Below are 21,622 nucleotides of genomic sequence, written 5' to 3'. Positions count from 1 at the left end.
GCGCTGCCCCGCCCGGGCCGTGGTCGGGCCCGCTCGGCCGGGCTCAGGGCACTTCCTTGAGGGCCAGGAGGAGTTCGCGGGCGGTGAGGGCGGCCTGGAGTTGCAGGGTGACCTCGGGGTCGAGGGGGTTGGCGCCGAGGAGTTCGCGGATCTGGCCGATCCGGTAGCCGACCGAGTTGCGGTGCAGGTGCAACAGTTCGGCGACCGCGGCGCGGCTGCCGTTGGTGGCCAGCCACGCGCTGAGGGTGGCCACCCATTCCTCGCGTTCCAGGATCGGCCCCAGGTGCTGGTCCACGAACGCCTGGAGTCGGGCCGGCGGCACACCGAACAACAACTGGGCCAGGCCCAGCGAGGAGAACATCAACTGCACCTCGCCGGGTCGCCGGCGCAGCAGGCCGAGCACCGTCTCGGCGTCGTGGAACGAGCGTGCGGTGCCGCGCGGGTCGCTGACCGTGGGCCCGGCGGCGGCCAGCACCGGAACGTCGCCGACCATGCCCTGAAGGCGGATCCGGATCCGGCTGATCTCCCGCTCGACGTTGCCGGAGAGCACCGCGAGGCCCAATTCGCCCTCCTGGCGCACCGGCATCTCCAGCCAGGACAGCGCGGTGGTCCAGGTGCGCTGGTTGGGTCCGGCGTAGGCGAACACCACGGCGGAGTGCGGGCGGTCCAGGTGCAGTCCGAAGCGCGCGGCGGTCCGGGTCACGTCGGCGAGGTTGCGCAGCGCGCCGTAGCGCAGTTCGTCGATCAGCCGGCCGGCCGTCTCGGCGGTCGCGGTGGCCACCGCGTCCCGCCGGATCGCCTCGATCGCCACCGCCGTGACCGCGGCCCGCAGCAGCGGTTCGTCGTCGGCGGCGCCGTCCGGTTCGCCCAACAGCAGCAGTCCGACCCGGCGTTGCGCCACCCGGACGGCCAGTGCCGAGGCCGGCCAGCCCTCGTCGCAGGTGACCTCGACCACCTTGTCCTCGACGAACACGTGGGCGACGGCGACCGGGGTCATCGACTCGGTGCCGTCGTCGGTGGCGGCGAGCACTCCGCCGTGCACGCCCACCAGTCGGGCGGTCCTACCGGTGCGTTGGGCCAGGGCGCGCAGGATGGCGAGCCAGCCGTCGCCGGACAGGGCCAGCACGTTCAGCTCCCGCTCGAACGCCTCTGCCCGGTCCGCCACGGGGGTCCGGTGTGCCGTGACTTCTGCCTTGTCGATCATGGATTTCCGCACCTTAGCCGGTCGTTGTTACGCGGAACAGATACTTCGATCGGTCACTTCCCGTTACGTCTTTCGTGGGGCAGGATGCGCCCATGCGAGCCTTCGACCTCGCGGCCGGTGCAAAGGCCGCTGCCCAGGCGGCGGTGCACGCCGCCGCCCCGGATCTGGTTGCACTCAGTCACCGCCTGCACGCCCACCCCGAGCTCGGCTTCGCCGAGGAACGGGCCTGCGGTTGGCTGGGCGAAACGTTGACCGAACACGGCTTCACCGTCACCCCCGGGGTCTGTGAGCTGCCGACCGCCTTCGTCGCCGAACGCGGCAGCGGACCGCTGGTGCTCGGGATCTGCGCGGAGTACGACGCGCTGCCGGGCATCGGGCACGCGTGTGGGCACAACGTGATCGCCTCCGCCGCGACCACCGCCGCGCTCGCGCTCGGCGCGCTGGCCGACGACCTCGGCATCACCGTACGCGTGCTGGGCACGCCCGCCGAGGAGAACGGCGGCGGCAAGGTGTTGATGCTGGAGCGCGGCGCGTTCGCCGGGGTGCACGCGGCGATGATGGTGCATCCCTCGCCGCGCGAGCGGCTGGACCCGACGTGCCTGGCCCGCGCGCAACTGCACGTCGAGTACGACGGGCGGGCCGCGCACGCCTCCGCGTGTCCCGAGGACGGCGTCAACGCCGCCGACGCGCTGACCGTGGCCCAGGTGGCGATCGGGCTGCTGCGCCAGCACATGACGCCGGATCAGCGGGTGCACGGGATCACCACGACCGGCGGGCAGGTGCCGAACGTGATCCCCGAGCACACCGAGGCCGCCTATTACGTACGGGCCGCGACGCTTGCCGGGCTGACCGACCTGGAGGCGCGGGTGCGCGAGTGTTTCCAGGCGGGCGCGGTGGCCACCCGGTCGCGGTTGACCATCTCCTCGACCTCGCCCGCGTACTCGGAGTTCCGGCACGACGGCGACCTGCTGGCCGCGTACGAGCGCAATGCGCTGACCGTGGGGCGGGAGTTCCCGCCGGTGACCGCGGCCGACGATCGGCAGGCGGGCTCGACCGACATGGCGAACGTGTCGCTGGCGATTCCGTCCATCCAGCCGCTGGTGTCGATCGACTCGGGCAGTGCCGGGCTGCATCAGGCCGAGTTCGCCGCCTACGCGGTGCGGCCGGCGGCGGATCGGGCGCTGCTGGACGGTGGGCTGGCGATGGCCTGGACGGCTGTGGACGCGGCGCTGGACCAGGGCCTGCGCGAGCGGCTGTTGGCGGGCGCGCCGGCCGGGGGCTGACCCGCCGATGGGCTCCGGGGCGATCGCCCCGGAGCCCGTCGGTCCGCTTCGGCTCGGCACCCGCGCTCACGCGTCGGCGACGGTCACCGGCAGGGCCTCGAGGTACGCCTCGGCGTTGCGGCGGGTCTCGGCCACGCTGTCCCCGCCGAACTTCTCCAGTACCGCGTCGGCGAGGACCAGCGCCACCATCGCCTCGGCGACCACGCCGGTCGCGGGCACCGAGCACACGTCGCTGCGTTGCGCGATCGCCTTGGCCGGATCGCCGGTGCGCACGTCGAAGGTGGCCAGTGCCCGGGACAGGGTGGAGATCGGCTTCATCGCGGCGCGCACCCGCAGGAGTTCGCCGGAGGTCATGCCGCCCTCGATGCCGCCCGCGCGACCGGTCTCGCGGCGCACCCGGGCGGGACCGGGCCGGCCGGGGGCGACCGGGGTGATCTCGTCGTGAGCGACCGAGCCGCGTCGGGTCGCGGTGGTGAAGCCGTCGCCGACCTCGACCCCCTTGATCGCCTGGATGCCCATCAGCGCGGCGGCCAGGCGGGCGTCCAGGCGTCGGTCCCAGTGCACGTGGCTGCCCAGGCCCGGCGGCAGTCCGTAGACCACCACCTCGACCACGCCGCCGAGCGTGTCGGCGTCCTTGTGCGCGGCCTCGATCTCGGCGTTCATCGCGGCGGCGGTGTCCGGGTCGACGCAGCGCACCGGGTCGGCGTCGATCGCGTCCCCGCTGCCGGGTTCGGGGACCAGGGCCTCGGGCAGCGCGACCGCGCCGATCCGGACCACGTGGCTGAGGATCTCCACGCCCAGCGCCTGGGCCAGGAACGCGCGGGCGACCTCGCCGATGGCCACCCGGGCCGCCGTCTCGCGGGCGCTGGCGCGCTCCAGCACGGGGCGAATGTCGTCGAAGCCGTACTTCTGCATGCCGGCCAGGTCCGCGTGGCCGGGCCTGGGTCGGGTCAGCGCGGCGCCGCGGCCGCGGTCGGGGAGCCGGCCCGGTTCGTCGTAGCGCCGGCCGTCGGCGTCGGTGGGATCGGGGGCCATCACCTCGGCCCACTTGGCCCATTCGGTGTTGGCCACCCGCAGCGCGACCGGGCCGCCCTGGGTCAGCCCGTGTCGCACCCCGCCGTTGAACTCGACCTCGTCGCGCTCGAAGCGCATCCGCGCCCCCCGACCGTTGCCGAGCCGGCGCCGAGCCAACGCGCGCGCCAGGTCGGCGGAGGACACCTCCACGCCGGCGGGCAGCCCCTCCAGGACGGCGGTGAGCGCGGGACCATGCGATTCACCTGCGGTGAGCCAACGCAACATGGGGGTCCTTCTTTCACGGATACGGATACGGATACGGATCGGTCGGGCGGTGCGGGCAGGTCGGGCAGCGCGGGCGGGGCGGGCGGGGCGGGCGGGGGGAAGCGGGCGGGCGGGACGGGTCGCTCGGACCTGGGCGGATGGCTCGACGGACCGGTGGGGAAACGGGCGGGCGGGGCGGGCGGCTCGGACCTGAACGGATGGTTCGACGGACCGGTGGGGCGGGCGGGACGGGCGGCTCGGACCTGGGCGGGTGGCTCGACGGGCCGGTGGGGAGGCGGGTGGGCGGGGCGGGTGGCTCGGGCTGGGCGGGTGGCTCGACGGGCCGGTGGGGAGGCGGGTGGGTGGGTGGGGTCAGGTGAGGAGGAGGGCCAGGCCGACTGTGGTGCCGATCGCGACCACCAGGGTGCGCAGGGCCGGGGCCGGGATGTTGCGGCCGAGGAGGGCGCCGAGGCGGCCGCCGGCCACCGAGCCGAGGGCGAGCAACAGCACCGGGTACCAGGCGACTTCGGCGGTGATGGTGAACAGCACCGCGGCCACCAGGTTGACCAGGGCCTGGAGGAGGTTCTTGAGGCCGTTGAGCCGGTTCAGGTCCTCGTCCAGGAGCGTGGCGAGGAGGGCGAGCAGGAGTACGCCCTGTGCGGCGCCGAAGTAGCCGCCGTACACGCTGACCGTGAACACCGCCGCGAGCAGCGCCGCGCCGACACCGGTGCCGCCCTCGGGGGTAGCGCGCCGTTCGCGCCGTGCGCGCAGTCGTCGGGACAACCACGGTTGCGCCGCCATCAGGAGTGCGGCGAGCAGTACCAGTGCCGGGACCACGGCGCGGAACGCACCCGGCGGCAGGCCCAGCAGGAGCAGCCCGCCGCTCACCCCGCCGAGCACGGCGGCGATCGACAGCGGAAGCAACCGGGCGGACTGCGCGGCCAGTTCGCGTCGATAGCCGAGTGCACCGCTGATCGAGCCGGGGGTGAGCCCGATCGTGTTGGAGACGTTGGCCACCACCGGCGGATAACCCAGCGCGAGCAACACCGGAAAGGTCAGCAACGAGCCGGAGCCCACCACCGTGTTGACCGTGCCCGCGCCGAGGCCCGCCACGAGCACGAGCAGAGCCTCGGCGGGGTTCATGCCGAACTTCCGGGCAACAGCGTGACCTTGCCGAACGCGGCGCCGCTCGCCACCCGGCGGTGTGCGTGCGCGGCGTCCGCGAGCGGGTAGCTCGTGTCCGGGACCGGGATCAGCGCGCGATCGAGGCAGAAATCGACCATCGTGGCGAAGTCCGCCGCCCCGCAGGAGCCCGCGCCCAGCAGGGTGACCCCGGTGTGGAAGGCGTGCGGCAGGTCGAAGGTCGCCGAAGTCCCGGTGGTGTCACCGCAGAAGACCAACCGGCCGCGCGGCCGCAACGCGTGCAGCGACGCCTGGAACAACGCCGGACCGACATGATCGAACACCAGGTCGACGCCGGCCCCGCCGGTCGCCGCCCGGGCCCGGGTCACCAGGTCCGAGGTGGCGGTGTCGATCAGCACGTCGGCACCCAGCTCGGCCATCCGGTCGAGTTTGGCCCGCGAACCGGAGGTGACCAGCACCCGTGCGCCCAGTGCCCGGGCCAGTTGCACCGCCGCGATGCTGATCCCGCTGCCCGCGCCGTGCACCATCAACGTCTCGCCGGCCCGCAACCCGCCGCGCACCACCAGGCCCTGCCAGGCCATGCCGTACGCGGTGGGCAGGCTCGCGGCAGCCACATGGTCCAGGGTCGCCGGGATCGCATGCGTGCGGTCGGCCGGTACCACCGTCAACTCGGCGTAGCCGCCCGGCCGGTTGCCGCCGACCACGCGCAACCCCACGCACCACGCGTCGTCCCCCGACCGGCACCCGGCGCAATGCCCGCAGTGCAGTGCCGGGTTGACCAACACCCGGTCGCCGACCCGACGTTGGTGCACTCCCGCGCCCAGCGCGACGACGTCGCCCGCGACGTCCATGCCGGGCACGTGCGGGAGGCTGAAGTGGGGCAGCAGGCCGGGGCCGCGCCGCTGGAGCAGGTCGAGTCGGTTCACCGCCGCCGCGCGCACCGCGATCAGCACCTCGCCGGGGCCCGGTTCGGGATCGGGCAGGGACACCGGTTCCAGGATCTCGGGCCCGCCGTGGCCCCGGTGCAGGACGGCCCTCATACGATCCCCCGGACGAACGGCGCGCCCAGGGCCGCCGGTTGGCGGTGTGTCTTGGCCAGGAACATCATCGCGAGCAGCGCCAACAGGTAGGGGGCGGCGATCAGCAGTTGGGAGTTCAGGTGCACGCCCAGCGCAGGCAGCGCGAGCCGCATCGCGTCGGCCGCGCCGAACACCAGACAACCGGCCATCGTGCCGCGCAGGGTCCAGCCGCCGAAGATCACCGCGGCGATCACCACGAAGCCTCGACCGGCGGTCATGTTCTGGTTGAACGCGCCGACTTCGCCGACCGCCAGGTAGGCGCCGCCGAGTCCGGCCAGCACACCGCACAAGAGCACGCTCTGCCGACGCCGGCGGCGTACGTCGATGCCGGTCACGTCGGCCGACTGGGGATTCTCCCCGGCGGCGCGCAGTTCCAGGCCGAACCGGCTGCGCTGGACCAGCCACCACACCAGCGGGATCAGCCCGACCAGCAGATAGGCCGGCCAGCGGTGGGCGAACAACACCGGGCCCAGCAGCGGCAGATCGGACAGTACGGGGATGTTCAGCGCGTCGACTTGGTGCCCGGTCAGGTCGACCGAGTCGAGCAGGAAGCTGGTCAGGCCGAGCACGAGCGCGTTCAGGGCCAACCCGACCACGTAGGTGTTGACCGACAGACGGTGGCTGAACTCGGCGTGCACGAACCCGATGACCAGCCCGGCGAGCATGCCGAAGACCAGGCCGAAGGACGCCGATCCGGTCAACGAGGCGCCCCACACGGCGTTGAACGCGCCGCCGAGCATCATCGCCTCGACCGAGATGTTGATCGTGCCGGCCCGTTCGGCGATGTACTCGCCGCAGGCCGCGAAGGCCAGCGGCACGGTGAGTCGGACCGAACTGGCCAGGACCATGGCAAGGTCGTCGATCATGTCAACCTCCTGGTCTCAGGCGCCTGCGGTGCGCCGGCGGCGCACCTCGGCGTAGGCGGCGGGAAAGACCGTGGCCAGCACCAGGAGCGCGGTGACCACGGCGACGATGTAGCGCGGCACGCCGGTCGCGGACAGGAATCCGCCGCCCGCGCGCAGCGCCCCGAAGAACAGCGCGACGGGCACGGCCAGCATCGGCTTGTCCCGGGCCACCAGTGCCACCAACAGGCCGTCGAAGCCGACGTTGTCGGCGAAGCCGTCCTGCATGCGGTGGCCGCTGCCGGTGAGCATCACGCCGCCCGCGAGGCCGGCGAACGCGCCGGAGGCGAGCAGCGCGCCGCCGCCGATCAGCACCGCGCCGACGCCCGCCCGGTGTGCGGCCTTGGGGTTGAGGCCGAGCATCCGTATCCGGAAGCCGAGTCGGCTGCGGACCAGTACCACCGAGGTGCCCGCGGCGAGCGCGAGCGCGATGAAGATGCCCGCGCCGATGTTGAAGTCGGGGTATTCGCCGATCCGGGGCAGCCAGACCGACTCGGCCAGCATGTCCGTCTGCGACGTGGTGACCTGGCCGGCCACCGCCTTCTCGCGCAGCAGCGACGGCGAGTTGACCGCGTACGAGACGGCCTGGTTGGCGACGAAGATCAGCAGCAGGGTGCTGATCACCACCGCGACACCGCGCCAGTAGAAGAGCACGGCCGCGATCGCCGCCCACAGGGCGCCGCCGACGGCGGCGCCGAGCAGGGCCAGGATCAGCACCAGCGGGCCGGGGCCCGGGGTGAACAGGGCGATCGCGGCGCCCACGCTCGCGCCGACCAGGAGTTGGCCCTCCTGGCCGATGTTGAAGATGCCCGCGCGGGCGGCGATCACCGAACCGATCGCGACCAGGAGCAGCGGTGCGGCCTGGTCGATGCTCTGCCCGATGGCCGCGCCGTCGGCCAGGCTGCCGTCGTACATCGCGCGGGCCGCGTCCCAGGGGGACAGGCCGACCAGCGCGATCAGCAGACCGGCCAGGACCAGTGCGGTGGACAACGAGGCCGCGTACAGCAACGGGGTGCCCAGGTCGGCGACCCGGGGTCGGCGGCGCGGGTCGGCCGGCGGCACGGCGAGGGCCGGGGCGGGTTCGGATATCAGGGTCGGGGTCATGCCGCCTGACCTCCCATCAGCAGGCCCAGTCGTTCGGTGTCGACGTCGGCGCGGTCCATCTCGCCGACGACGGCGCCGCGGTGGATCACCGCGACACGGTGCGAGAGGGTGAGGATCTCGCCCAGTTCGGTGGACAGGAGCAGCACCGCGATGCCGGATCGGGCCGCGGCGTGCAACCGCTCGGTCATGTACTCGATCGCACCGATGTCCAGCCCCCGGGTGGGCTGCGCGGCGACCAATACCTGCGGTTGGGCCGCCAGTTCGCGGGCCAACACCACCTTTTGCTGGTTGCCGCCGGACAGTTGCCGCATCGGGGTGTCCGGCGAGGGTGTGGCGATCTCGAATTCCTCGATCAACTGCCGCGCCCGGTCCGCCATCCGGCGCCGGCTGAGCAGTCCTCGGCTGGTCACCGAGGACAGGTCCGCGAGGAGCAGGTTCTCCGCGACGCTCATGTCCAGGACGCACCCGGACACGTGTCGGTCCTCGGGCACGATGCCGACCCCGGCGGCGTGCATCGCGCCGGGTCGCCCGGTGGCCACCGGCACGCCGCACACCTCGACCCGGCCGGTGCCGAGCGGGAGCAGGCTGGAGAGCAGATCGCCCAGCGCCGCCTGACCGTTGCCCTCGACGCCGGCCAGGCCCAGGATCTCGCCGGCGCGCACCTCCAGGGTCAGGCCGCGCAGCAGCGGGCGCCGGTCGAGGGTGCTCGCGTGCGCGTCGCTGATCCGCAGCCGGACCTCGCCGGCCGGCGGCCTGGGGTCCGGTGCGGGTGCGGCGGCCGGTTCGCGTACGTCCAGCAGCGCGGTGCCGCCGGTCGGCTCGCCGGTGCCGGGTTCGATCAGCGCGTCCAGTGCGCCGACCGCCGACGCGGCGGTCCACTTGGACAGTTCGCGGCCGACCATCTCCCGGGCCAGTGAGCGCACATCGGTGTCGGCGGTGGCCCGGCGGGCCACCACGCGCCCCTGGCGCATGATGGTGACCCGGTCGGTGGCGTGCACGATCTCGTCCAGCTTGTGGCTGATCAGGATCACCGCCCTGCCCTCGTCGGCGACCACCCGGCGCAGCACGGTGAACAGTTCGCGCGACTCCTCCAGGGTGAGCACCGAGGTGGGCTCGTCGAGGATGAGCACGCCGGGGTCCCGACGCAGGCACTTGACGATCTCCACGCGTTGGCGCTGGCCGGTGGACAGGTCCTCGACGCACGCGTCGGGGTCCACCTCCAGGCCGTAGCGCGCGCCGACCTCGCGGACCAGGGTCCGGGCCCGGTCCCGGTCCACCCGGCCCCGGTCGCCGAGCACCACGTTCTCCCACACGCTGAGCCGGTCCACCAGGCTGAAGTGCTGGTGCACCATCGAGATTCCGTGTGCGGCGGCGGCCGACGGGTCGGTGATCACGGCCGGTTCGCCGTGCAGCAGGATCCGCCCGGTGTCCGGCACGACCAGGCCGAGCAGGATCTTCATCAGGGTGCTCTTGCCCGCGCCGTTCTCGCCGAGCAGGCCGTGGATCTCGCCGGCCTGTACCCGCAGCGAGACGTCCTCGCAGGCCCGGACCGCGCCGAACCGCTTGCCGATGCCGAGCAGTTGCACGACGGGGACGGGGAGTACCGAGGGTGCGGGCGGGTGTTCGTCGCCCGTTCGAGGTCGCGCGGCGGGTGGGGTCACGGCGGTGTCACTTGCCTGCGGCGACGGCCTCATCGACCTTCACCTTCCCGCTGCCGATGTCCTGGATCAGTGCCTTGAGTTGCTGCTCCTGGTCGCCGGTGGGCTTGCAGAGCTTGACCGTGGGCACCGGGTCCTTGCCCAGGTGCCATTCGCGGGCCACGCCCATCCGCAGGGTGCCCTTCTTGAAGTCCTCCAGGGCGCCGGCGAAGTAGGCGCCGGGGCTGAAGATCACCGACACCGCGTACTGCGCGCCGGGCGTCGAGCAGCGGTCGGTGCCGGGGGTGAGCGCCGGGACGCCCTTCTCGTTGGCGAGTTGGGTGACCACGTCGGTGGCGCCGCCGAGGTAGGGGTAGATCACCTTGACGCCCTGGCTGATCTGCGCCTGGGCGGCCTCCTTGGCCTTGCCGGAGTCGTTGAAGTCGCCGGTGTAGGTCTGCACCATCTCGGCGTCCGGGACGACCTTCTTGATGCCGGCCTCGAACGCCTTGGCCACGTCCCGGGCGAACTGGAGGTCGGGGCCGGTGATGTAGCCGGCCTTCTTGCCGCCGTTCTCCTTGAGGATCAGGCCGGCCGCGTAACCGGCCACGTACAGCGACTCGTTGATGTAGTCGAGGGACTGGGTGAACTCGGGGGTCTGGGTCACGCCCTGGCCGCCGCTGATGTACCAGGCGATACCCTTGCACTGCGGTTCCTTGGCCGCGCTGAGCGCGTCCTTGAGCTCGCTGGCGCCGATCGCGATCATGTCGACCTTCTGCCGACACAGGTTGCGGGCCTGCTGGACGGCGTTGGCCGGGTTGATCTTGTCGACCACGACGAGCTTCCAGCCGTTGGCGTCGGCATAGCCGTTCGCCTCGTCGACGAAGCTTTGGTAGTAGCCCTTGTCCTTGGTGTCGCCGGGGCTCATCACCCCGATGACGACCTTGTTGTCCTTGTTGACGTCGGGCTCGTTGGCGGGGAGGGTGCCGGCGCCGGGCGCACCGGCCGAGGCGGGCGCCGCGGCGGGGCTCGACGAGGAGGAGGAGCCACCGCCACAGGCGGTGACCAGCAGTCCCGGTATGATGACCGAGGCCGCGATGACTCGAACCATGTTCTTCATCGGAAGGTCTCCAGACGAATCAGGGCGCGTTGGTTCGACACGGACCGACGGGTGCGCGGCACCCCGGACGGGCACGGTGGGTGTGCCGGGTTCGGGGGTGAAGTGTCGCGGCCGGGGTGGGTGTCGGTCCGGCGGTGGGACCCGTTCCGGTGGCGCGGGAATGTCCGGCCCGGAAGCGGGTGGGGGTCGGTGCGCGACGCCTGCGGCGCGCGCGACCGTCCGACAGTGGTGCGGAGTTGCCCGGGTGCGACCCCCGGGTGAGGCGGGTCGCGGGTGGTGCGTGGGTCAGCCGTTGCGGTATTCGTCGCGCGGCGGGGTGAAGATGTCCAGGATCCAGGTCTCGCCGTGCTCGGGGTCGCCGATGAACAGGCTGTCCCCGTGGTCGCAGCCCTTGGGCGCCCAGTAGACGTCACCCGGGCCGAGCACCCGGCGTTCGTCCGAGTCGATGCGAAAGTCCAGCTTGCCCTTGAGCACCATGCCGTACTGCTCGTGCTCGGGATGGTCGTCGTAGGGAGTGGGGCCGCAACCCTCGCGGATCCGCCACAGGGTCAACATCATCTCGTCGCCGGTGTAGACGCGGCGCCGAAATCCCGGCTTGACCTCGACGAACTCGCTGTCGTCGAAGGTCCATACGCGTTGTATGTCGCTCATGTCACGGCCGTCCTCTCCGGTTGATGCGCGCAGTGCGGGCGGGTCGGCCCCGGGCCGACCACGCCGGGGTGTGGCCGGGGACACGCCCTAGAACATCCGGGCGGTCATCTGCCGCTCCACTTCGCCGAGATGGTCGGCGGCGGCGTGCGCGGCGGCGTCGGGGATGCCCGCCGCGACCGCCTCGGCGATGCCGCGATGCGAGCGGCAGGATTCGGCGATCACCTGGCGGACCGCCTCGGCGTTGCCCTCGGCGTCGAGCAGCGAGGCGAAGTCGCCGGACGCGAATACCGCGTCGAGCACCTTCGCGTACAACTCGCGCAGTGTGGTGTTGCCACACGCGCGGGCCAGTGCCGCGTGGAAGCGGCGGTCCTGGCGGCGAAACGCCTCCAGGGTCATCTGTGGGTCGAAGCCGGCCGCGAGTTCGCTGATCTCGGCCCGCTCGTCGGGTGCGGCCCGCAGGGCGGCCAGGCGGGCGATGGCCACCTCGGTGACCTGGCGCACCTCGAACAGTTCCGAGACGCGCAGTTTGCGGCCGTCGTCCGCGTCGAAGGACACCCCGGGCAGTCGCTCGGCGACGTAGAACCGGTTGCCGCGCTTGACCAGGCAGCCGAGCGAGACCAGTCCCTGGATCGCCTCGCGCACCGAGGTGCGGGCCACCCCGAACTGTTCGCACAGGGTGCGTTCCGGGGGAAGTTGGGCGCCCGGGCGCAGTTCGCCCTCACGCACGCTCGTCAGGAGCGCGTCGCGGACCTCTTCGGAGATCGTGCGTCGCGCGACCTTGGCGAACCGGATCCGGTCCCCCGGTGCCCGCAAGGGCACTACGCGTCCGCCAGGGACGCGAACCGCTCGCGTTCCGCGTCCAGGTCCAGCGGCCGGATGATCGCCTCGTGTTCCTCGTCGCCCCAATGGGCGGGCGGGACCAGCCACATCACCTCGAATTCGAGGCCGTCGGGGTCCTTGGCGTACAGGCTCTTGTTCGCGCCGTGGTCGCTCGCGCCGATCAACGCGCCCGCCGCCACCAGGCGTTCGCGGGCCTCGGCCAGCGCGTCGAGGGTGGGCACCTCCCACGCGACGTGGTACATGCCCACGGTGCGCCGGCCGGCCTGCGAGTCGCCCGCCTCGGCACCGATCGTGAAGAACGCGATGTCGTGGTGGTTCGCGGAGGCCGGCGCCCGCATGAAGACGTAGCTGCCGGGCGGGCCGTCGATGACGGTGATGAAGTCCAGCACCTCGTTGTAGAACCGGGCGGTCCGGTGTGCGTCGCGCACGTACAGCACCGCGTGGTTCATCCCGGTAACGGCCACGATCGGGCCTCCTCAGGGTGTGGGTCAGGCTGTTGGTCTGACAATCAGAAGGTATGAAGCTCGGTCAGGTGTGGTCATTGGTCCCGCAGCACAACCCCACGCTTCACCCGCTGTGCACCTGGACGTTCACGGCCTTGGTCCGGGTGTACGCGTCCACGCCGGTCCGGGCGAACCCACTGGCCCGACGCGGCTCGCCGCGCCCACCGTTCATGTCCGGCGCGAAATGGCAGTTCACGTTGACCTCGCCGCAGTCCAGTCCGTCCGAGAAGCGGAACGCCCGCTCGATGTCGCGGGTGAACACGGTGCCGTTGAGCCCGTACTGGGTCCCGTTCGCCAACGCCAGCGCCTCGGCCTCGTCCCGGAAGGGCATCGCGGCCAGCACCGGCCCGAACACCTCCTGCTGTTCCACCTCACAACCGCGACGCACCCGGCCCAGCACGGTCGGCGCGACATAGGTCGGCAGGAGGCCGTCCGGAAGGCCCGGCTTGCCCACCTCGGTGGCGTCGCCCGCGTCCAGTGCCCGGCGCACGAAGCCGCGGACCCGGTCCGCGTGCCGTTCGTTGATCAAGGGTCCGATGAAGGTGTCCGGGTGCAGCGCGTCGCCCACCGGCAGGCCGGCCGCCGCCGCCGCGACCGCCTCCACCACCTGGTCGTACACCGACTCCTCGACCAGCAGTCGACTGCCCGCGACGCACACCTCGCCCATGTTCACGAACGCGGCCATCATCGCCCAGCCCACCGCCTGGTCCAGGTCGGCGTCCGCGAACACCACGACCGGGGATTTGCCGCCCAGTTCCAGATGTACGGGGGTCAGGTTGCGCGCGGCGGCGGCCAGCACGTGTCGGCCGGTCTCGGTGCCGCCGGTCAGGCTGATCAGATCGATGCGCCGGTCGGTGATCAGTCGCTCGCCGACCGTGGAGCCGGGGCCCAGCACGATGTTCAACACGCCCGCCGGCAACCCGGCGGCGGTCAGGATCCGGCCCAGCTCGACCAGCGTCAGCACCGCGTCCACCGGCGGCTTGGCCACGATCGAGCAGCCGGCCGCGAGCGCCGAGGCGATCCGCTGGCTGCCCGTCATCAGCGGCCCGTTCCACGGCAACAACTCGGCCACCACACCGGCCGGTTCGCGCAGCCGCAGGGTCAGCAGGTCCGGACCGCCCCCGGGCAGCAGCTCCGGCGGGAAGGACGAGCGGCGCACGTCGCCGTGCGTGGTGCGGCAGATCGCGGCGGCGTAGGAGAAGGCGTTGGCCGCCTCGTACACGTCGTTCGTCAGGGCCCCGGAGATCGCCTTCCCGGTGTCCAGCGCCTCCAGCGCGGCCAGCCGGCCGGCGTCCGCCCGAATCGCCGCGGCGGCGGCTTCCAGCACCTCGGCCTTGCGCGGGCCGGGCATGCGCCGCCACACCCTGCTGTCGAAGCTGGTGCGCGCGGCGGAGATCGCGGCCTCGACCTCGGCGTCGCTCGCCGCCAGCCAGGAGGCGGGCCGCCCGCCGGTCGAGGGGTCGAACACCGGGCGCGGCTCGCCGTCGAAGGACTCGCGCCCGTCGATCAACTGCGGGTACGGGTCCGGACGCAGCCACTCGGCGCGGATGCGCGGCTCGCTGCTGGTGGTGTCGGACATGCGGCAACTCCCTGGACGCGGCGGACGGACCTTCGAGCCGTACGCCGTGCCGGACGCCGCAACCTGGAAGCCTCGCCCGACACGGCACCGGTTCAGGTTTGCCCTCGTCGCCCTGTGCTCGCATTGTGTCCCCGGCATGTACTGGGCCCACTTGATTGTGCTCCCGGCCACGATGCCGGCGGACGGCGCCGGGCCTAGTGTCCCCAGACATGGCGAGTTCGCAGGTGAGAGCAACGTGAGCGGCACCGGGCCGACGCGGCCCGACCTGTTGGTCGTGGGCGGTGACGTGGTCACCATGAACGCGCGCCGCGAGGTGCTGCTGGGCGGCACGGTCGCGGTGGCGGGCGAGCGCATCGTGGCCGTCGGCGCCACCGGCGAGCTGCGCGAACGCTGGCCGGGCACGCCGGAGTGGGACGCGAGCGACTGCGTGGTCACCCCGGGCATGGTCAACGCGCACCTGCACCAGACCGGCGATCCACTGGCCCGCGCCCGGATCCCGGACGACCTGCCGCCGGGCGCCTCGGTCGACACCTGGGCGGTGCCGCTGCACGCGGCGCACCGACCGGGCGACGACGAACTCTCCGCGCTGCTCGCCGGCGTGGAGAGCGTACGCAACGGCGTCACCACCATCATCGAGGCCGGCACCGTGGCCCACCCGCACCGGGTGGCCGCCGCGATGACCGAGGTCGGCGTGCGCGGCGGGATCGGCGCGTGGGGCTGGGACGTGCCCGGCGCGCCGTTCGCCGCACCGGCCGCCGAGGTGGTGGACCGGCTCGCCGAACTGGTCGCCGCCTACCCGGCCGGCGGGCCGGTCGAGGGCTGGGTCACCCTGGTCGGGCACGGCCTGGCCTCCGACGAACTGCTGCGCGGCGCGGCCGACTTGGCCCGGAGCACCGGGGCCCGGATGACGATGCACCTGTCGCCGTCGGGCGCCGACCCCGACGACTACCTGCGTCGCACCGGGCGTCGCCCCGTGTTGCACCTGGCCGACCTGGGGGTGCTCGGCCCGCACCTGCTGCTCGCGCACGCGGTGTGGCTCGACGACGCCGAGGTCGAGGCGTTGTTGGCGGACCGTACCGCGGTCGCCTACTGTCCGTGGGCATATCTGCGGCTGGGCCAGGGCGTCACACACGCCGGGCGGCACGCCGAGTTGTTGCGCCGCGGCGGCCGGCTCGCGCTGGGCACCGACGCGGGCAACGCCGCCGACTCGGCCGACCTGCTGCGCACCGCGGCGCTCGCGGTGGGCCTGGCCAAGGACATGGCGGTCGACCCCACCGGCCCCGGCGCCGCCGAGGCATTGGAATTGGCCACCATCGGCGGCGCCGAGGCGGTCGGCATGGCCGATCGCATCGGCTCGTTGGAACCCGGCAAGTACGCCGACCTGGTGGTGCACGACGCCACCGGCCCGCAGTGGACCCCGCGCGGCGACATCGCCCAGCAGTTGGTGTGGTCCTCGGACGGCCGCTCGGTGCGCGACGTGCTGATCGGCGGACGGGTCGTGGTCCGCGACCACACCTGCACGACCGTCGACGAGCGGGCCCTGCGCACCTTCGCCGGCCGCGCGTCGACGGCCCTGCTCGCCCGGGCCGGCGTACCGCTGCGCTCGCGCTGGCCGACGCTGCCCGCGCACTGATCCGCGCCCGGCGCGCCGCGCCGGCCACCGCGTACCCGCATTCCACAGATTTCGCCAACCGAGGAGTCCCACATGCGAGTTGCCGTAGTCACCGCCCCCGAACAGGTCGATCTGCGCGAGGAGCCGGTCCCCGAGGTCGGGCCCGAGGACGTGCTGATCCGGGTCGGCCTCGCGGGCCTGTGCACCATGGAGCGCCGGCTCTACCTGGGCACCAAGCCGATCTACCCGGTGGCCCCCGGGCACGAGGTCGCCGGCGAGGTGGTCGCGGTCGGCAGCGCGGTCGCCGGGCTGCCCGGGGTCGCGGCCGTCGGCGACACGGTCACCGTCGACCTGCTCACCCGCTGTGGCACCTGCACCTCGTGTCGGCGCGGGCGCAGCGCGCTGTGCAAGCGACCGCAGGGCGGCGCGCTGGCCGACGGCACCATCTCGATGGGCGCCGGTTTCGCCGAGTTCGTCAGGGTCAAGGCGTTGCAGGCGTTCCGCACCGGCGACGCGCCGATCGCGCACGCCGCGATGGGCGAGCCGTTGGCGTGCGTCGCCCACTCGGCCCGACTCGGCGGGCTGCGGGCCGGCGACCGGGTCGCGGTGATCGGCGCCGGTTACATGGGCCGACTGCATCTGGCCCTGGCCCGGTTCAAGGGCGCCGCGTCGGTCGGCCTGATCGACATCAGCGACGAACGGCTCGCCGAGGCCCGCGCGGCCGGCGCCGACTGGACGAGCACCCCCCAGGAGGCCGCCGACACCGGCGGGAAACAGGACGTCGTCTTCGTCACCGCCGGTGCCCCCGGCGCCCTGGAGAGCGCCCTGGCCCTGTGTGACGACGGCGGCACCGTGGTGCTGTTCGGCGCCTTCCCCAAGGACGTCCTGGCCGGGGTCGGTCCGGACCTGGTGCACCATCACGAGCTGAGCATCGTGGGTGTGTACAGCCAGGAACCGCAGGACTGGACCGAGGCCGCCGCGATCATCGCCTCCGGGCGCCTGGCCGCCGAACTGGACGCGCTGGTCACCGCGACCTACTCGCTCGCCGAGGTCGACGACGCCTTCCGGCTGGCCGCGAAGTCGCCGGTCTATCGCGTCCTCGTGGGCGGTTGAGCGTGCCCGGCTCGCCCGCGGTCGTCGTCGGCGTCGACGTCGGGAGCAACTCGGTACGCGCGCTCGCGCTCGATCCGGACGGCGCCGTCCTGGGCGCGGCCACCGCCGGCTATCCCGGCGCGGCGACCTGGGAGCCCGGCCGCGCCGATCCGTACGCCTGGTTCGCCGCCACCGCGCAGGCGCTCGCCGAACTGCGCGCACTGGTGCCCGGTGCGGCCCGTCCCGCCGCACTGTGCCTGGGCGGGCAGAGCCCGACCACGGTGCCCGACGCGGTGCCCCGACCGGGCACCGCGTCGGCGCTGACCTGCCGGCATCCGGCGGGCGCGACCGGCTCGCCGGTCGAGCAACACCACGCGCAGCACGCCGCGTTGCGCGCCGAGCACGGCAGTGACGTGCGGGCGTGGCAGCTCTACGACTGGCTGGCCGCGCGGTTCGGCGCGGAGCGGGCGCAGGCCCGCTGGCCGGGGGATCCGCCGCTGACCGGGTACGGGCCGATCGTGCCGACCGGGTCGGTGCTGGGCACGGTCGGCACCGGGCACGACATCGCGGCGGGCACGCCGCTGGTGGCCGGCGCGCAGGACGCGTATCTGGCGTTCTGGGCGGGTGGCCTGGACCGGCCCGGCCGGGCGATGGATCCCGGCGGACGCACCGGTGGGCTCGCCGTCGCGGTGGCCGCGGGCTCGCCGGCCGCCGACGCGTACGCGCTGCCCTCGGCGGTGCCCGGGATCGACATAGTCGGCGGCCCGGTGGCCGCGCACGGGCTGATCCTGGAGTGGCTGCGCGATCTCACCGGGCGCGACGTGCGCGACCTGCTCGGGTTGGCCGCGCACGTGCCGCCGGGCGCCCGCGGCGTAATGGTGTTGCCGTATCTGGAGGGCGAGCGCGCACCGCGCTGGAACCGGGAGTTGCGCGGCGAGGTCTTCGGCCTGAGCGCGGGCGCCGGGCCCGGCGAACTGGCCCGCGCGGTCCTGGAAGGCGCCGCGTACGGGCTCGCGCACATCGCCCTGGAACTGAGCGCGCGCGGCGCCCGCCCGACCACCCTGGTCTGCGCCGGATCGCCCGCGCGCAGCCCGCTGTGGTGCTCGATCAAGGCCGCCGTGCTCGGCGTGCCGGTCGAGGTGCCCGCGGAGACCGACCTGGCCGCCTACGGCGCGGCGCTCGCCGCCGGGGCCGGGGCGCGCTGGTGGCCCGCGCCCGGCGCCGGGCGGGCCGGCGACTGGCCGCGCCCGGCGATGACCGTGTTCGAGCCCGAACCGCACCCCGAGTACGCGACCGGCCTGCGCCGCTTCCTCGAACTCGGCGACGCCGCACAGGCGCGGGTGTCCGTACCCGCGGGGGCCGGCGTTGCCGCCCGCGCCGAAGCGACGCCCGCCGCGGCGACGCCTGCCGAACCGGTGTGCGCCGAACCCATCCGATCCGAACCGATTCGCTCCGAGGAGCCGACGTGCCCAATCCGGTGATCTTCATGGACCTGCCGACCCCCGACGTGGAGGCCACCTCGGCCTTCTACGCGGCGCTGTTCGACTGGGACTTCAAGCGGCGACCCGCCGGCGAGTTCAGCGAGGTGCTCCCGGGCGTCAAGCCCAACCTCGGGATCCGCCGCGAGGCAAGCCCGGCGGTGGGTCCGGTGCCGCGCATCTACGTGATGGTCGACGAGCCGCCCGTCTACCTCGACAAGGCGGTCGCCGCCGGCGCGAGCGTGTTGTGGGAGGAGAAGCCGTGGGCCGAGTTCGAGGCCCGCTACGCGGCGTTCCGCGACCCGTGGGGCAACGAGGTCGTGCTGTGGCGCGACAAGGGCACGTACTTCACCCACGGCCACGCCCACCAGGTCTGACCCCGGCGGTCCCCGAGTCCGACGCCTGTCGGTTCCGTCCGTCCCGTCCCTCCCGCCCGTCCCGCCCGTCCCCGAGTCCGACGCCGCGTCGGATCCCGTTCGGTGCACCCGAGTTCCCCCCGGAAAGGACCCCGCATGACCAACACCCTGGTCTTCGTCGACATGCCCACGCCCGACATCGACGCGACCACCGAGTTCTACCGCGAACTGTTCGGCTGGACCATCAACCCACGCCCGCAGGGCGTCTTCCACCAGATCGTGCCGGGCGAGGGGCTGCACCTGGGCCTGTACGACGAGGTCGCCCAGGTGCCCGACCCGGCGCCGCTGCCCCAGCAGACCCGCGCGGGACTGCACGCCCGGGTGTACATCCTGGTCGACGCGGCACCCAGCGAATACCTGAACAAGGCCGTGCTGCTGGGTGCGACCGCGCTGTGGGAGCAGTGCTTCTGGGAGGAGTTCGGTGGACAACACGCCTCGTTCCTGGACCCGTGGGGCAACCAGATCGTGATGTGGGAGAAGTGAGGTAGCGCCTCGCACCGAGGCGGCCGTGCGCACCCGTACCCGCGATCCGCACCGGATCGCGGGTACGGGCGTATCGGCGCCGCGCGGATCCGTACCCCGGCAGGGTGCGGCGCCCGGCGCCGATGGTTCGCATACTCGACTGCATGAACACGAACGGGCATCTCGCCGACTTCCTCCGCGCCCGCCGGGGCCGGCTGCGCCCCGCGGACGTCGGGCTGCGCACCTACGGTGAGCGGCGTCGGGTACCGGGCCTGCGACGCGAGGAGTTGGCACTGCTCGCGGGCATCAGCGCGCCCTACTACGCCCGCCTGGAGCGCGGCGAATCCCGCAACGCGTCGCGGGAGGTGCTCGACGCCATCGCGAACGCCCTGCGCCTGAACGACTCCGAGCGGGCCCACCTGCACCTCCTGGCCACCGCCCCGAGCCGCGGCGGCACCGCCGGTCGGCCACGCCCGGAACGCGTCACCGCGTCCACCATCGCCCTGCTGACCGCCCTGGACGGCACGCCCGCCGTCGCGATCGGTCGCAGTGGCGACGTGCTGGCCTGGAATCGGCAGGGTCACGCGCTGTTCGCGGGCCATCTCGACCCGGGCGGTCCGAGCGAGCCGGGTCGGCGGCCGAACCTGACCGCGATGGTGTTCCTCGACCCGCACACCCGCGACCTGTACGCCGACTGGCAGGCCAAGGCCAGAACCGTGGTCGGCAATCTGCGACTGACCGCCGGGCGCCATCCCGAAGACGCCGCGCTGGCCCGGTTGATCGGCGAACTGACGATGCGCAGCCGGGAGTTCGCCGCGATGTGGGCGGACCATCGGATCGTCGCCTGCCATGTCGCCGACTACGAGATGCGCCATCCCCTGGTCGGCACGCTGACCGTCACCCAGCAGACGTTGCAGAGCCCGCAGGGAACCGGCCCGGCGCTGGTGGTGGCCACGGCCGCGCCCGACTCCCCGTCGGCGACCGCGCTGGCCCTGCTCGCGCACGCCACCGAATCCCGCGAGGCGACCTCACCGCGTCCGGGCGTGGACCAGGCCCGCACCGGCTGAACCGTGCTCTCCCCGGCGCCCGCGACGGTGCCGCGCCGGTACGCCGGCGATCCCGCGCGCCCTGCCACCGCCCTCCCCTGCCATCCCCCATGTCGTGCCCGACCACGGCGCCGTACCTCGGCCGCCGCATGCCCGAAAACAGTGAAGGAACCATGTCCCAGCGCAAGCTCAAGCTCACCGTCGCGGCCGTCGCACTGGCCGCGACCACCTTCGTCACGACCGCCCCGGCCGGTGCCGCGCCGGCGACCGGCGGGCCGCTGACCGATGTCCGGATCGCCGCGCACTTCGACCTGGCCGCCGGGCAACAGGCGGAGAACATCGACCTGTTGCCCGACGGCTCGGCGTACGTCGTGTTCGCCCGCAGCCGCCAGGTGGCCCGGGTCGACGGACTCGGCAGGACGCACATCCTGGCGACGCTGCCCGCCCCCGCCGACGCCGGAGCGCACCCGCCGGCTCTCGACGCGCCGATGACCACCGGCATCGTGCGCACGGCGGACGGCACGGTGTACGTGTTGTACGCGGCCGGCACCGCCGACCTGACCGGGCTCTGGCGCGTCCGTCCCGGCCGGGCCCCGCAGCGCATCGCCGCGTTGCCCGCCGACGGCGTACCCAACGGGCTGGCCCTGGATCGGCGCGGCGGCCACTTCTACATCGCCGACTCGGTGCTCGGCACGGTCTGGACCGTCCCGGTCGCCGGCGGCACCCCGACCGCGTGGTCCACCGCCCCCGAACTCGCCGCTTCCGGCTTCCTCGGGGCCGACGGCGCGAAGGTGCACGACGGCGCGCTGTGGGTGACCAACCTGGACCGGGGCACGCTGCTGCGCATTCCGATCCGCGCCGGCAACCGGGCCGGAACACCCCAGGTCAGGGCGTCGGGCCTGATCGGCATCGACGACATCGCGTTCACCGGGCGCGGCGACGAGCTGCTCGCCGCGATCAACGCCCCGAACCGGGTCGTGCGGGTGACCTCGGACGGTGCGGTGAGTACCGTCCTGGACGCCGGCGACGGGCTGCAGAACCCCACGTCCGTGGCGGTGCGCGGGCGCGAGGTGTATGTGCTCAGCGCGGCCTTCTTCACCGCCACCGATCCCAATCTGCTGCGTGCCCGTCTGGGTGGCGGCGGCAGGAGTACGGCGATGGGAGGGCGGCGGTAGCGGTTCGGCGGTGGGAAT

At 73.2% G+C, this 21,622-nt stretch carries 20 protein-coding genes; 8 read left to right on the top strand and 12 right to left on the bottom strand.

All coding sequences use genetic code 11. The annotated features are described in order from the left end of the window. Positions 1-43: 43 nt before the first annotated feature. Positions 44-1,204 (bottom strand): PucR family transcriptional regulator, encoded by a 1,161-nt coding sequence (locus ACH4U8_RS30055; protein ID WP_395781448.1) that lies wholly within the window; start codon positions 1,202-1,204, stop codon positions 44-46. A 92-nt stretch (positions 1,205-1,296) separates the two neighbouring features. Here ACH4U8_RS30055 and ACH4U8_RS30050 point away from each other — a divergent pair, with 92 nt between their 5' ends. Next, positions 1,297-2,487: a M20 family metallopeptidase gene (locus ACH4U8_RS30050; RefSeq protein WP_395781446.1), complete on the top strand. Its 1,191-nt coding sequence runs from the start codon at positions 1,297-1,299 to the stop codon at positions 2,485-2,487. A gap of 66 nt (positions 2,488-2,553) precedes the next feature. Here ACH4U8_RS30050 and aroC read toward each other — a convergent pair whose 3' ends face one another. The 11 genes from aroC to ACH4U8_RS29995 all read right to left on the bottom strand — a co-directional run bounded on the left by aroC (position 2,554) and on the right by ACH4U8_RS29995 (position 14,323). Beyond that, entirely contained in the window at positions 2,554-3,786 is a 1,233-nt protein-coding gene (aroC, locus tag ACH4U8_RS30045) for a chorismate synthase (RefSeq protein ID WP_395781444.1), read from the bottom strand. A 351-nt stretch (positions 3,787-4,137) separates the two neighbouring features. Beyond that, entirely contained in the window at positions 4,138-4,908 is a 771-nt protein-coding gene (locus ACH4U8_RS30040; RefSeq protein WP_395781442.1) for a sulfite exporter TauE/SafE family protein, read from the bottom strand. Continuing rightward, positions 4,905-5,948 carry a zinc-binding dehydrogenase gene (locus tag ACH4U8_RS30035; protein WP_395781440.1) on the bottom strand — a complete coding sequence of 348 codons (1,044 nt, stop codon included), beginning with the start codon at positions 5,946-5,948 and terminating at the stop codon, positions 4,905-4,907. The genes ACH4U8_RS30040 and ACH4U8_RS30035 overlap by 4 nt, the downstream gene beginning before the upstream one ends. Next, positions 5,945-6,853, bottom strand: coding sequence for an ABC transporter permease (locus ACH4U8_RS30030; RefSeq protein ID WP_360319785.1), 909 nt, complete (start codon positions 6,851-6,853; stop codon positions 5,945-5,947). Before ACH4U8_RS30030 ends, ACH4U8_RS30035 begins: the two co-directional genes overlap by 4 nt. Before the next feature lie 15 nt (positions 6,854-6,868). Continuing rightward, entirely contained in the window at positions 6,869-7,993 is a 1,125-nt protein-coding gene (locus ACH4U8_RS30025) for an ABC transporter permease (protein WP_395781438.1), read from the bottom strand. Beyond that, positions 7,990-9,687, bottom strand: a complete 1,698-nt coding sequence (locus tag ACH4U8_RS30020) for an ABC transporter ATP-binding protein (RefSeq protein ID WP_395781436.1) — start codon at positions 9,685-9,687, stop codon at positions 7,990-7,992. The genes ACH4U8_RS30025 and ACH4U8_RS30020 overlap by 4 nt, the downstream gene beginning before the upstream one ends. Then, the gene (locus ACH4U8_RS30015; RefSeq protein WP_360319791.1) at positions 9,662-10,741 is read right to left on the bottom strand and encodes a BMP family ABC transporter substrate-binding protein; all 1,080 of its coding nucleotides are present in this window, start codon (positions 10,739-10,741) and stop codon (positions 9,662-9,664) included. Before ACH4U8_RS30015 ends, ACH4U8_RS30020 begins: the two co-directional genes overlap by 26 nt. Positions 10,742-11,035: 294 nt before the next feature. Further along, the gene (locus ACH4U8_RS30010) at positions 11,036-11,401 is read right to left on the bottom strand and encodes a cupin domain-containing protein (protein ID WP_360319793.1); all 366 of its coding nucleotides are present in this window, start codon (positions 11,399-11,401) and stop codon (positions 11,036-11,038) included. A gap of 87 nt (positions 11,402-11,488) precedes the next feature. Beyond that, on the bottom strand, positions 11,489-12,220 hold the full coding sequence (locus ACH4U8_RS30005) for an FCD domain-containing protein (protein WP_360319795.1): 732 nt from the start codon (positions 12,218-12,220) through the stop codon (positions 11,489-11,491). Further along, on the bottom strand, positions 12,220-12,705 hold the full coding sequence (locus ACH4U8_RS30000) for a VOC family protein (protein ID WP_360319797.1): 486 nt from the start codon (positions 12,703-12,705) through the stop codon (positions 12,220-12,222). The genes ACH4U8_RS30005 and ACH4U8_RS30000 overlap by 1 nt, the downstream gene beginning before the upstream one ends. A 103-nt stretch (positions 12,706-12,808) precedes the next feature. Further along, complete coding sequence (locus ACH4U8_RS29995) at positions 12,809-14,323, bottom strand: aldehyde dehydrogenase family protein (RefSeq protein WP_395781434.1); 1,515 nt, start codon at positions 14,321-14,323, stop codon at positions 12,809-12,811. 235 nt (positions 14,324-14,558) lie between these two features. Between ACH4U8_RS29995 and ACH4U8_RS29990 the strand changes: the two genes are divergently transcribed. The 7 genes from ACH4U8_RS29990 to ACH4U8_RS29960 all read left to right on the top strand — a co-directional run bounded on the left by ACH4U8_RS29990 (position 14,559) and on the right by ACH4U8_RS29960 (position 21,604). Further along, complete coding sequence (locus ACH4U8_RS29990) at positions 14,559-15,956, top strand: amidohydrolase family protein (protein WP_395781432.1); 1,398 nt, start codon at positions 14,559-14,561, stop codon at positions 15,954-15,956. Positions 15,957-16,028: 72 nt separating this feature from the next. Beyond that, positions 16,029-17,048 carry an alcohol dehydrogenase catalytic domain-containing protein gene (locus ACH4U8_RS29985; protein WP_360319803.1) on the top strand — a complete coding sequence of 340 codons (1,020 nt, stop codon included), beginning with the start codon at positions 16,029-16,031 and terminating at the stop codon, positions 17,046-17,048. 2 nt (positions 17,049-17,050) lie between these two features. Continuing rightward, positions 17,051-18,508: an FGGY-family carbohydrate kinase gene (locus ACH4U8_RS29980; protein WP_395781514.1), complete on the top strand. Its 1,458-nt coding sequence runs from the start codon at positions 17,051-17,053 to the stop codon at positions 18,506-18,508. After that, positions 18,493-18,882: a VOC family protein gene (locus ACH4U8_RS29975; protein ID WP_360319805.1), complete on the top strand. Its 390-nt coding sequence runs from the start codon at positions 18,493-18,495 to the stop codon at positions 18,880-18,882. Before ACH4U8_RS29980 ends, ACH4U8_RS29975 begins: the two co-directional genes overlap by 16 nt. Before the next feature lie 135 nt (positions 18,883-19,017). Beyond that, a complete protein-coding gene (locus tag ACH4U8_RS29970; RefSeq protein WP_360319807.1) occupies positions 19,018-19,404 on the top strand; it encodes a VOC family protein in 387 nt (128 codons plus the stop codon). A 143-nt stretch (positions 19,405-19,547) separates the two neighbouring features. Then, the gene (locus ACH4U8_RS29965) at positions 19,548-20,450 is read left to right on the top strand and encodes a helix-turn-helix domain-containing protein (RefSeq protein ID WP_395781430.1); all 903 of its coding nucleotides are present in this window, start codon (positions 19,548-19,550) and stop codon (positions 20,448-20,450) included. 152 nt (positions 20,451-20,602) lie between these two features. Next, on the top strand, positions 20,603-21,604 hold the full coding sequence (locus ACH4U8_RS29960) for a hypothetical protein (RefSeq protein WP_395781428.1): 1,002 nt from the start codon (positions 20,603-20,605) through the stop codon (positions 21,602-21,604). Positions 21,605-21,622 lie beyond the last annotated feature (18 nt).

The sequence above is a fragment of the Embleya sp. NPDC020886 genome (genome assembly GCF_044333915.1).
Classification (GTDB): Bacteria; Actinomycetota; Actinomycetes; order Streptomycetales; family Streptomycetaceae; genus Embleya.
The sequence above is the reverse complement of the archived record's forward strand: the minus strand, read 5'-3'. Positions and strand labels throughout refer to the sequence as shown.